This is a genomic window from Pseudomonas chlororaphis (assembly GCA_001023535.1).
Lineage (GTDB): Bacteria > Pseudomonadota > Gammaproteobacteria > Pseudomonadales > Pseudomonadaceae > Aquipseudomonas > Aquipseudomonas chlororaphis_E.
Map to the genome: position 1 here is coordinate 3,976,069 of CP011020.1, position 11,834 is coordinate 3,987,902.

Below are 11,834 nucleotides of genomic sequence, written 5' to 3' on the forward strand. Positions count from 1 at the left end.
TCCAGCTTGTTCAGTTTCTGTTCATTGATGGGCCCGTCCGCGGTGTCCAGTTGCGCGACAAACGCCTTGAGGACGGGGTGCTGGAAAATCAGTTGCGGGGTCAGGCTCAGCCCCAGTTCGAGGGCCATGCGCGAGACGGCATTGACCGCCAGCAGCGAATGGCCGCCCAACTCGAAGAAGTGATCGTCGCGGCCAACACGCTCCACCGTGAGCACCTGGGCCCAAATCGCGGCCACCTGCTGTTCGAGTGCGCTGGCCGGCGCGACATAACCGGCCTGGGACAGGCCAGCGTCCACCGCCGGCAACGCCTTGCGGTCGAGCTTGCCGTTGGGGGTCAGGGGCAGTTGGTCGAGGAACAGCAGGTGGGCCGGGATCATGTAGTCGGGCAAATGGGCCTTGAGGCCGGCCTTGAGTTGATCGCGCAAGCTGCGCGCCTGCTCGCTGGCGTCCCGGTCGAGTGCCGGGACGACCACGTAGGCCACCAGTTGCGGGCCGCCCGGAGCGTCCTGGGCCAACACCGCCACTTCGCGCACCTGGGGTTGCTGCTGCAGCCGCGCTTCGATTTCCCCCAGCTCGATGCGGAACCCGCGGATCTTCACCTGATGGTCGATACGGCCCAGATATTCGAGCACGCCATCGACGCGATAACGGCACAGGTCGCCGGTGCGATACAACCGCTCGCCCGCAGTGGAAAACGGATGGGGCACGTACTTCTCGGCGGTCAGCGCAGCCCGACCCAGGTAACCCCGGGTGATGCCTGCGCCGCTGAGGTACAGTTCCGCCGAAACACCTTGGGGCACCGCTTGCAGGTCGGCATCCAGCAGGTAACTGGCGGTGTGCTTGAGCGGGCGGCCGATGTTCGCCGTGCCACCGACGGTGCGCCGGGTCCAGGTGGAATAGGTGGTGTCCTCAGAGGGGCCGTAGAGGTCGTAGACATGCTCAAGGGTCGGCGACTCATACAGCGCCTCCACCAGGCTTTGCTTCAGCGGCTCTCCCGCCAGGTTGATGATCCGCACACTGGCCGGAATCCCGCCGCTGCGCTGCAACGCGGCGATGGCCGACGGCACCGTGTTGATCAGGCGCACCTGATCCCGGGCCGGCAGTTGCGGCAGCTCCAGCGCATTGCGGGCGATGATCAGCGAGCCACCGTTGGCCAGGGTCACGAACAGCTCCCACACCGACAAGTCGAAGCACACCGAGGTGGACGCCAGCACGCCCTGGATATCTTCGCGACGGTACACCGCGCGCGACCAATCGATCAGCGCCAGCACGTTGCGATGGGCAATCGCCACGCCTTTGGGCAGGCCGGTGGAACCGCTGGTGTAGATCACGTAGGCCAGGTTGTCCGGGGTCACGCCGGTGCGGGGGGCAGCGAGGGAATAACCGTCCAGGTCGAGACGATCGAGCATCAGCACCGCCGTGGCCTCAGGCACCGACAAAGTCGCCGCCACTGCCTGTTCGGTCAGCAGCACCCGCGCACGACTGTCGTCGAGCATGTAGGCCACCCGCTCGGCCGGATAATCCGGATCGAGAGGCACATAAGCACCGCCGGCCTTGAGCACCGCCAGCAAGGCGATCAGCAACTGCTCGGAGCGCGGCATCGCCACGCCGACGCGGACTTCCGGGCCAACGCCCAATTCGATGAGCTTGTGGGCCAGGCGATTGGCACGGCCATCCAGCTCGCTGTAGCTCAGTGACGTGTGGGCGAAGGTCACGGCCAAGGCATCCGGCGTGGCTGCCGCCTGGCGGGCGATCACCTGGTGAATGCACAGGCTGTGCTCGAACGACCCATCGACCGGGTTCCAGTCGTGGATCAGGCGTTGGTACTCGTCGGCTTCGAGCAGCGGCAGTTCACCGATGAGCGCACGGCTGTCGGCCACCATGCCTTGCAGCAAGCGCGTCCAGTGGCGTGCCATGCGGGCGATGGTGGCGGCGTCGAACAGGTCATCGGCGTAGGTCAGCGCCGCGTGCAGCTTGCCGGCCTTTTCCCAGGTGTCGAGGGTCAAGTCGAACTGGGTGGTGCGGCTCTGCCACGCCAGCATCGACAGCTCCAGGCCCGACGCGGTGTGCAGGCTGGCGATGTCGGCCACTTGCGGCTGGTGGTTGTACATCACCTGGAACAGCGGCGTATGGCTGAGGCTGCGCTCCACGTTGAGCGCTTCCACCAGCCGCTCGAAGGGCAGGTCCTGATGGGCCTGGGCGCCCAGCGCCGTGTCCTTGACCGCGCGCAGCAGCTCATCGACACGGGTCTGGCCGCCCAGCTCGGTGCGCAACACCTGGGTGTTGACGAAGAAGCCGATCAGCCCTTCGGTCTCGGCCCGGTTACGGTTGGCGATGGGCACGCCGACGCGGATGTCGGTGTGGCCGGTGTACCGATGCAACAGCACGTTGAATGCGCCGAGCAGGAGCATGAACAACGTGATGTTGTGCTGCTGGGCGGTGGCGCGCAATTGCTCGGCCAGGGCCGGTTCCACGTCGAACGTGTAACGGGTGCCACGGTAGCTGGGCATCGCCGGGCGCGGATGATCGAGGGGCAACGCCAGCACGGGCTGCTCGTCGCCCAACTGGGCCTGCCAATACGCCAGTTGTCGCGCCTGCTCGCCCGCCTCCAGCCAGCGCCGCTGCCAGAGGGCGTAGTCGCTGTACTGGATCGGCAACTCGGCCAGTTGCGGCGTGGTGCCTGCCTCGAAGGCGTCGTAGCAGCGGATGAATTCGTCGATCAGCACGTTCATCGACCAGCCATCGGAGACGATGTGATGCAAGGTCAGCAGCAGCACGTGCTCCTGGTCTTGGAGCGCGAGCAGTTCGACGCGTAGCAAAGGCCCTGTGGACAAGTCGAAGGGACGCATCGATTGCGCCTCGGCCGCACGGCGCACCGCGTGCTCGCGCTCGGCGGCTGGCAAGGCTCGCAGGTCCTGCCGCTCGATCTCCAGGGCAGCGCTGGCGGGCACTTGCACCAGGCTGTCGTCGGCCTGGCGCTGGAACACCGTGCGCAGGGTTTCATGGCGCGCCACCAGGCTGGCGAACGCCTGCTCCAGCGCCGACAGGCTCAACGCGCCCTTGAGGCGCACCGCGCCAGGCAGGTTATAGGCGCCACTCGCCGGCTCCAGTTGCCAGAGAAACCACATGCGCTGCTGGGCATAGGACAAGGCCTGGCGGTCTTCGGCCTCGACGCCCCGAGGGATGGGAAAGCCGCTGAACGCCACGCCCTCCTTGTCCAGCGCCGCCAGGAACGTACGGCGCTTTTCCAAGGGCAACCCGATAAACCGGCGAGCAAGTTTCAAGGCGTCTTCAGCATTCATTTGAGGGGTATCCGGAATCAGTGGGCACAAGGCACAGAGGCAAGTCGTCCCTATAAAACGAATGCAGACCGGAAAAATTAGCGTTTGAGAATAGGTATCAGGAAGGGCTTAAAACGAGGGGCACGGATTGATGGGTAGGTGGAAGCGAGCGTGCTCGCAAAAGCGCTGGGTCAGCCAGGGAGGCGGTGACTCATTGATGCTTTCGCGAGCAAGCTCGCGCCCACAGGAGAGGGTGCAGGGAATAATGATCAGGCGCTGATTGCCAGCCCGTGTCGGCGATGATGCACGCTCAGTTGATCCTTGATCAGCCGCAGCACCCTGGCCTCGTGCTCATGGATAAAGAAGTGCCCGCCGGCCAGCATGTCCACCGAGAAACTGCCGGACGTCTCGCGGCTCCAGCCGATCAGTTGTTCGGTGCTGGCCCGGTCGGTGGTGCCGCCGAGCACGTGCACCGGGCAAGTGAGCGGTGGGCGCACCCGCGGCTGGAAACGCCCGCACAGCAGGAAGTCTGCGCGCAGCACCGGCAGGGTCAGGGCCATCAACTCTTCGTTGGCCAGCACCTCCTCGCTGGTGCCGTTGAGGGTGCGCAACTGGTCGATCAGTTCGGCGTCGGTTTTCGGCTCGGCGAACCCCCGGTCGTAGTCGGCTCGCATCGTTGGCGCCGCGGTGCCCGAGGCAAACAAGGCCACCGGCTCCGGGCAACCGAGTTCGCGCAAGGCATGGGCCATCTCACAGGCCAGCAGCGCCCCCAGGCTGTGGCCGAACAAGGCATAAGGCGCCTGGAGGGTCGGGCGCAGCTCCCGCGCCAGCTGCATCGCCAACGGCCCCATCTCGGTGTGCAGCGGCTCACCGAAACGCGCCCCGCGCCCCGGCAACTCCACCGGCTGCACGCCCAGCCATTGCGGCAACTTGCGCCGCCAGCGGCTGTAAACCATCGCGCTGGCGCCGGAATAAGGCAGGCACAGCAGGGTCAGTTGAGTCACTGCGGTTTTCTCCGATCGGTCGTGTGTAGAAGATAACGAAGCAACATGACAAAAAATTAGTCACCCGCCAAGCGCTCGCGCTATCGCCTTCGCACCCCCTTATACTGACGACCCTGGACTCACGCCGACCTTGAAGGAGAACGCCATGAGCTGGTCCGCCAGACAGTACGTCACGTTTGAACAGGAACGCACCCGCCCCGCCCGGGACCTGCTGGCCGCCATTGCGACCCGCGAGGCACGCTCGGTGATCGACCTGGGCTGCGGCCCCGGCAACTCCACCGAACTGCTGGTGGAACACTTCCCCGGCGCAACGGTGCGCGGCCTGGACAGCTCCGGCGACATGATCGAGGCCGCTCGCCGCCGCTTGCCCGCCGTAACCTTTGATATCGCCGACATCGGCCAATGGCATGAGCCCGGACCGTTCGACGTGATCTTCGCCAACGCCGCGCTGCAATGGCTGCCCGACCATGCCACGCTGCTGCCCGCCCTGGTGAACAAACTCGCCCCCGGCGGCAGCCTGGCGATCCAGATGCCCGACACCCTGCACCAGCCCTCCCATCGCCTGATGCGCGATATCGCGGCGAACGGTCCCTGGGCCAGCCAACTGGCGCAGGCCGCGCAGAGCCGCACCGAGGTCGAAGACCCCAGCACCTATTATTCGATCCTCAAGCCCCACTGCGCCCGCGTCGACGTCTGGCGCACGGTCTACCATCACCCGCTGGCCGACGGCGCGGCGGGCGTGGTGGAGTGGTTCAAGGGCAGTGGCCTGCGGCCGTTTCTCGCCCCTCTGGATGAGCCGCAGCGCGAGCAGTACCTGGCCCAGTACCTCAAAGCCGTCGAACAGGCTTACCCGACCCTGGACGATGGCTCGGTGCTGCTGCCGTTCCCCCGCGTGTTCATGGTGGCGACGCGTTGAAGCAAAGGCCGGCGAGGGACTAAATTCCTGAACCAGGCGCTCGTCCTCTGCTAGGACCCAAACCCACAAGAGTGAGCGCCGTGGACCTGCAAACCATCCTGGGCAAACTGTTCGCCAATGCCGGCGCCGTCGGTATCGAGGGCGTCTTCCAATTCGTGTTCGGCCCGCACCAGGCGTACTGGTCCGAGGTCAAGACCGGCAGCCGCACCCAGGCCGGTCGGCACACCAGCCCCGACGTGACCATCGACGTGGCAGAGAAGGACTTTCTCGCAATCATGGGCGGCATGGCCAACGTCGAAGAATTGTTCGCCAGCGGGCGCCTGAAGATCGGCGGCAACATGGGCCTGGCGACGTTGCTGCCGCAGATCATCGACCATGCCCGGCATGGGGGTGGCGTGGTAGAAAAAGTCGACATGAACAAGCGCTACCCGACCCCGTCGCGCTTCAGCGAAAAACTCACCGCCAGCCTGCCGGTCCAGCGCAGCGTGGAGCGTCGACCGCGCAGCGGTTTGTCAGTGCAGGAGTTTCGCGCTCGCTATCTGCCCCACGGCATCCCGGTGGTCATCAGCGATGCGCTGCAGGACTGGCCGTTGTTCAAGCTCAGCCGCGAGGAGTCCCTGGTGCACTTTGCGCAACTGCAGGGCATCACCCGCCATGGCGACTACGTGAAGAAAACCTTCTCCACCGAACGGGATTTCCGCTCCACCTCCATGGCCGACTTCATCGCCTCCCTCGACAGCCCCGCGGCCAAGAGCGCCAACGGTGAGCCACCGGCGTACATGGGCAACAACATCCTGCCCGCGCAATTGCTGGAGCAGATCAAGTACCCGCCCTACTTCGACCCGGCGCTGTTCATCCCGCCGCGCATCTGGATCGGCCCCAAGGGCACGCTGACACCGCTGCACCGCGACGACACCGACAACCTGTTCGCCCAGGTCTGGGGCCAGAAAACCTTCACCCTCGCCGCGCCCCATCACCGCGAAGCCCTCGGCACCTGGTCCACCGCGCCCCAGGGCGGGCTCGACGGTTGCGACTTCAACCCCGACGCGCCGGACTACCAGCGCTTCCCCCACGCCCGGGACGTCACATTCATGCGGGTGACACTGGAGGCCGGGGACTTGCTGTTCCTGCCTGAAGGCTGGTTCCACCAGGTAGCGTCGGTGTCGACTTCGTTGTCGGTGAATTTCTGGGTGAATTCGGGGCGGGGTTGGTAGCGGCAGATACCTTGGCACAATGCTCTTGTGGCTGATCACTCTTTCAACCGCCGATAACTCTGCACCGCCGCGCCCAACACCACCGCGCCGGCCACTATCGCCAGCCAGAACCCACTGCGCGCGCCAAAGGTGTCCACCAGCCAGCCGGAGCCGGCCGCACCGATTGCCACGCCGATGCTCAGGCCGGTCACCAGCCAGGTCAGGCCTTCGGTCAGCCTGGCCGGCGGCACGAGGCGCTCCACCAGGGCCATGGCGACGATCAGCGTCGGCGCAAAGGACAGCCCAGCGACGAACATCGCCGCCGACAACCCGGTGATATTGGACGCCAGCAACAACGGCAGCGTCGTCAACCCCGTACCTGCCCCACCGTACAAAAACAGCAGCGGCAAGGGCAGCTTTGAACGAAGCGCACCGAAGGCCAATCCCGCCAGGCACGAACCGAAGGCATACACCGACAGTACGATACTCGCCGCCGCCGGTTGCCCCTGTTGCTGGGCGAACGCCACGCTGACCACATCCACCACGCCGACGATGATGCCCATGGCTATCATCAACAGCAGCAACAACAGCACGTCACCCGAAGCGATGATCGAACCTTGGTGCTGGGCCTGATGCGGGTGCACCGGTGGCTCGGTGCCGCGCTGCAAGACAAACGCCGTCACCCCAAGCGCCAGCGCCAGCACCGACGCCAGCGGCCCCGCCTCCGGAAACGCCACCACGCACAGACCCACCGACAGCGGCGGCCCGACGATGAAACACACTTCATCGAGCACCGACTCCAGCGCATAGGCGGTGCGCAGTTGCGGCTGGCCACGGTACAACTCGGTCCAGCGCGCCCGCACCATGGCCGACATGCTCGGCATGCAACCGGCCAGGGCGGCGAACACGAACAGCGTCCATTGAGGCGCCTGCAAGTGCGTGCACAGCAACAGCAGCGCCAGCGCCCCGCCACCGAGTAGCGCGGCGATCGGCAAGACACGTCCTTGGCCGAAACGGTCGACCAGGCGCGACACCTGCGGTGCACAGAACGCGGTCGCCAAGGCAAACGTCGCCGCCACTGCACCGGCCAGGCCATAGCCGCCCTGCAATTGCGAGAGCATGGTGATCAGGCCGATGCCCGTCATGGAAATCGGCATGCGCGCCACCATGCCGGCCAGCACGAACCCCAGGCTGCCGGGGGCGTTGAACAGTTCGCGATAGGGGTTTGCCATGGGCTACGGGCCTTAACAGGGGGCCTGCAACTTGCCACAAAGGACGACCACGGGGGAAGCGCCCAAATGTGGTGAGAATGTGAAGACTGTCTGGCACGAGTGAACTCTCCAGGCCTCACGCCAGTCAGCCTATAAAGCCGTCCAGTGAAGGTGCCCATTCATGCAGATTTCCCTCGCCCAACAAGTCGCCCTCGTCACCGGCGCCAGTTCCGGCATTGGCGCCGGTGCCGCCAGGGCGTTGGCGGAAGCCGGTGCCGCCGTGGTGCTCAACTACCATTCCAGCGCCGGCCCGGCCGAAGACCTGGCTCGCGAGATCAATGACAACGGCGGGCGCGCCCTGGCCGTGGGGGCCGATGTCTCCCGGGAAGAGGACGTCGAACGGCTGTTCGCCAAGACCCTGGAGGCCTTTGGCACGCTGGATATCCTGGTGGCCAACTCCGGCCTGCAAAAAGATGCGGCCGCCGTCGACATGAGCCTGCAAGACTGGAACACCGTGATCGGCACCAACCTCACCGGCCAGTTCCTCTGCGCCCGCGCCGCCCTGCGCATCTTCACTCGCCAGGGCATTCGCCAGGGCGTGTCCCGGGCAGCGGGCAAAATTATCCACATGAGCTCGGTGCACCAGCGCATTCCCTGGGCCGGCCACGTCAACTACGCGGCCTCCAAGGGCGGTGTCGACCTGCTGATGCAGAGCCTGGCCCAGGAAACCAGCCACCAGCGCATCCGCATCAACAGCATCGCCCCCGGCGCCATCAGCACGGCCATCAACCGCGACGTCGTCGAAGGTGAACAGCGGCAGAAGCTGTTGGACCTGATCCCCTACGGCCGCGTCGGGGATGTGGAGGACGTTGCCAACGCAGTGGTGTGGCTGGCGTCGGATCTGTCCGACTATGTGGTGGGCACCACCTTGTTCATCGACGGCGGGATGAGCCTTTATCCGGGGTTTCGCGGCAATGGCTGATCATGACGAACCGCAAAGCCCCATCGAGAACCACGGCATCATCGGCGACATGCGCACCGCCGCTTTGGTCAACGACCGCGGCAGTGTCGATTTTTTCTGCTGGCCGGAATTCGACAGTCCGTCGATCTTCTGTTCGCTGCTGGACACTCCGGCGGCGGGTATTTTCCAACTCGCGCCAGACCTGCCGGACGCGCGTCGCCAGCAAATCTACCTGCCCGATACCAATGTTCTGCAAACCCGTTGGCTGAGTGACGGCGCCGTGGTGGAAATCACCGACCTGTTGCCCATCGGCGACACCGAGGATGACCTGCCCGTACTGATGCGCAAGGTGCACATGACCGTGGGCAGCGCGACGTTTCGCATGCGCTGCGCGGTGCGCCACGACTATGCCCGCGCCGCCACCCAAGCGCGCCAAGACCAGGCCCATGTCTGCTTCGAGGCGCCGGGGCAACCGAGCCTGCGCTTGTGTTCCGATCAGGCCATGACCCTGGACGGCGATGCGGCAGTGGCCGAATTTACCCTCGAACAAGGCCAGAGCGCCGAGTTCCTCTTGGGCGGCATCGACGACCCGCGGCTTCAGGACGACGTCAGCGGCATCTGCCTGGAACGGACCCTGGCGTTCTGGCGTGGCTGGATCGGCCAGTCCAACTATCGCGGGCGCTGGCGGGAAATGGTCAACCGCTCCGCCCTGGCCTTGAAGCTGCTGACCTCGCGCAAACACGGCGCCATCCTCGCCGCCGCCACCTTCGGCCTGCCGGAAACCCGCGGCGGCGAACGCAACTGGGATTACCGCTACACCTGGATCCGCGACGCGTCCTTTACCGTCTATGCGTTCATGCGCCTGGGCTTCGTCGAAGAAGCCAACGCCTACATGCGCTGGTTACGGGGCCGGGTCAGCGACTGTTGCGAACAGCCGACCAAACTCAACATCCTGTATGGCCTGGACGGCCGGCTGGAGCTGCCCGAGAGCGAATTGCCGCACCTGAGCGGCTTCGGCAATGCGCAGCCGGTGCGCATCGGCAACCTGGCCTACCAGCAGATCCAGTTGGATATCTTCGGCGAACTGATGGACGCGGTGTACCTGGTCAACAAGTACGGCGAGGCCATTTCGCACCAAGGCTGGAAACACACGGTCGAGGTGATCGACCAGGTGTGCGAGGTCTGGCAGGACGCCGACGTCGGCATCTGGGAAATGCGCGGCGAGAAACAGCATTTCCTGCATTCGCGACTGATGTGCTGGGTCGCCGTCGACCGCGCCATCCGCCTCGCCGAAAAACGCTCCCTGCCCGCCCCGTTCGCCCGCTGGGATGAGACCCGCCAGGCGATCTACGAAGACATCTGGACAAACTTCTGGAACGACGAACACCAGCATTTCGTCCAGCGCCTGGGCAGCACCGCCCTCGACGGCTCGATGTTGCTGATGCCTTTGGTCCGTTTCGTCAGCGCCCGCGACCCGCGCTGGCTCTCCACCCTGGACGCCATTGAAAAGAGCCTGGTGCGCGACGGCATGGTGTACCGCTACCGCAACGACGACAGCCCCATCGACGGCCTCAGCGGCACCGAAGGCTCCTTCGCCGCCTGCTCGTTCTGGTACGTCGAATGCCTCGCCCGCGCCGGCCGCGTGGAAAAAGCCCAGTTGGAGTTCGAACAACTGCTGCGCTACGCCAACCCCCTGGGGCTGTACGCCGAAGAATTCGACAGCCACGGCTATCACCTGGGCAACACCCCCCAGGCCCTGACTAACCTGGCACTGATCAGCGCGGCAAGTTTCCTGGATCGCAAGTTGAGTGGGGAGAAAAATCATTGGCAGCCGTGAGCTGCATAACCACGCGCCCAAATAGATACCTTGTGGCGAGGGAGCTTGCTCCCGCTCGACTGCGCAGCAGGCGCAAGATGCCTGGGGCCGCTGCGCAGCCCAACGGGAGCAAGCTCCCTCGCCACGGGACGGCGGGTCAGTTAACGGGGCAGCTCCACATCATCCAGCGCCCGGTCAGCCAGCAACGCACCCAACTCGATCAACTGCAAAATCCCCAGTGCCACATGCCGTCGCGAGCCCTCCAGTTCGAATGCCAGGTCACTGACCATGGCGTTGGCCGAGGCCAAGGTTTCGCTGAGGCTGGTCAGCACCGATTCGGTATTGAGGCCCGGGACCACTGAAAATACCTGCCCATCCTGGGTGTCGGGCTTGGCCGGGGTCGCGGCAGACAAATGCGCGTCCAACGCCCGGTCGGCGGCTTCGCGGAGTTTTTGGGTATTGAAGGTGGTGTAGGCGGAAAGGTTTTCGGCTTTTGGAGGGTTGGGGGTGATCTTGACCATGACATGAATCTCCATTCAACGGTGGAGTTCGCCATTCCGCGACCAAGCAGAGGGTGGCGAACTGTACGCAGGTTGGTCGACCAGGGAATGGAAACCCGGCAGGGCCCAAAGCCCTCCCACGCACAGTCAGCCATAAAGCAGACAACCGCTCACGCGGCATCGTGCGCCATTCTAAACCCGGGCGACCAAACCCGGTCGCTGATTTTGCAGCGACCATCAAAGCCTATCCCCGGTGTTTCCTAACCGACAACCGCCACGACTCGTCAGAAAATTCCTTTCCACCCAATTTTTTGTAGGACACCCACCCGTGGCGAGGGAGCTTGCTCCCGCTCGACTGCGCAGCAGGCGCAAGATGCCTGGGGGCGCTGCGCAACCTGAGCGGGAACAAGCGCCCTCGCCACAGGTGCAGTACCTCGGTTATGCGGGTCCCTTTATCCGCGACTAGGTTGCGAGCCCCCCAAACCCCTCCTAAGATCGATGCACCCATGGGTGCAGCGGAGCTGCCCGACAACCCGACTCAAGGATCCGACATGTCCCGTATACAACGCCCCATCACCACTGCGCCCCGAACAGGCCTGACTCGCGAAGACCTCTGGGAAGGCCAGGACCGGGGGCTGATCAAATGCTGGGAAATCGGTCGCGAGCGCGCGACGCGGTTTCCCGAGCTGGCCCAACGCTGCCTGGCCGGCGAGTTGCCGGTGCTGGGTTGGAAAGGCGGCGTGAGCCGCAGCCTGAAGAAGAACGAAAAATTCGGCTGCCTCAAGTACCTCGCCCAATGGCAAGGCCTGCGGGGCGAAGACCTGGACATCGACTTGTCCCAGGAGCGTACGCTGACGTGCTCCAGCACGAACATGATCGTGACATTCACGCCGGATCGGACCAAATACGTGAACCAGGAACCCGCCTGAGCACCGCCAGGCGCTGCCGGAGA

At 64.9% G+C, this 11,834-nt stretch carries 8 protein-coding genes and 1 pseudogene; 5 read left to right on the plus strand and 4 right to left on the minus strand.

Going from position 1 to position 11,834, the window contains the following annotated elements; translation table 11 throughout:
* Positions 1-47: 47 nt before the first annotated feature.
* A pseudogene (locus tag VM99_17485) lies at positions 48-3,302 on the minus strand (hypothetical protein).
* Positions 3,303-3,550: 248 nt separating this feature from the next.
* Positions 3,551-4,285 (minus strand): thioesterase, encoded by a 735-nt coding sequence (locus VM99_17490; protein AKJ99774.1) that lies wholly within the window; start codon positions 4,283-4,285, stop codon positions 3,551-3,553.
* Positions 4,286-4,430: 145 nt separating this feature from the next.
* Here VM99_17490 and VM99_17495 point away from each other — a divergent pair, with 145 nt between their 5' ends.
* Positions 4,431-5,201 carry a trans-aconitate methyltransferase gene (locus VM99_17495; GenBank protein ID AKJ99775.1) on the plus strand — a complete coding sequence of 257 codons (771 nt, stop codon included), beginning with the start codon at positions 4,431-4,433 and terminating at the stop codon, positions 5,199-5,201.
* A gap of 80 nt (positions 5,202-5,281) precedes the next feature.
* Positions 5,282-6,415: a cupin gene (locus tag VM99_17500; GenBank protein AKJ99776.1), complete on the plus strand. Its 1,134-nt coding sequence runs from the start codon at positions 5,282-5,284 to the stop codon at positions 6,413-6,415.
* Between the two features lie 35 nt (positions 6,416-6,450).
* Here the strand turns inward: VM99_17500 and VM99_17505 are convergent, their stop codons facing one another.
* Entirely contained in the window at positions 6,451-7,626 is a 1,176-nt protein-coding gene (locus VM99_17505; protein ID AKJ99777.1) for an MFS transporter, read from the minus strand.
* 160 nt (positions 7,627-7,786) lie between these two features.
* On the opposite strand from VM99_17505, the gene VM99_17510 reads away from it, so the two are divergent.
* Both VM99_17510 and VM99_17515 read left to right on the plus strand, forming a co-directional pair.
* Complete coding sequence (locus VM99_17510; protein ID AKJ99778.1) at positions 7,787-8,587, plus strand: sugar dehydrogenase; 801 nt, start codon at positions 7,787-7,789, stop codon at positions 8,585-8,587.
* A complete protein-coding gene (locus VM99_17515) occupies positions 8,580-10,403 on the plus strand; it encodes a glucoamylase (GenBank protein AKJ99779.1) in 1,824 nt (607 codons plus the stop codon). The genes VM99_17510 and VM99_17515 overlap by 8 nt, the downstream gene beginning before the upstream one ends.
* Positions 10,404-10,543: 140 nt before the next feature.
* On the opposite strand, the gene VM99_17520 is transcribed toward VM99_17515, so the two are convergent.
* Complete coding sequence (locus VM99_17520) at positions 10,544-10,903, minus strand: hypothetical protein (GenBank protein ID AKJ99780.1); 360 nt, start codon at positions 10,901-10,903, stop codon at positions 10,544-10,546.
* Positions 10,904-11,433: 530 nt separating this feature from the next.
* On the opposite strand from VM99_17520, the gene VM99_17525 reads away from it, so the two are divergent.
* Positions 11,434-11,811, plus strand: a complete 378-nt coding sequence (locus VM99_17525) for a hypothetical protein (GenBank protein ID AKJ99781.1) — start codon at positions 11,434-11,436, stop codon at positions 11,809-11,811.
* Positions 11,812-11,834 lie beyond the last annotated feature (23 nt).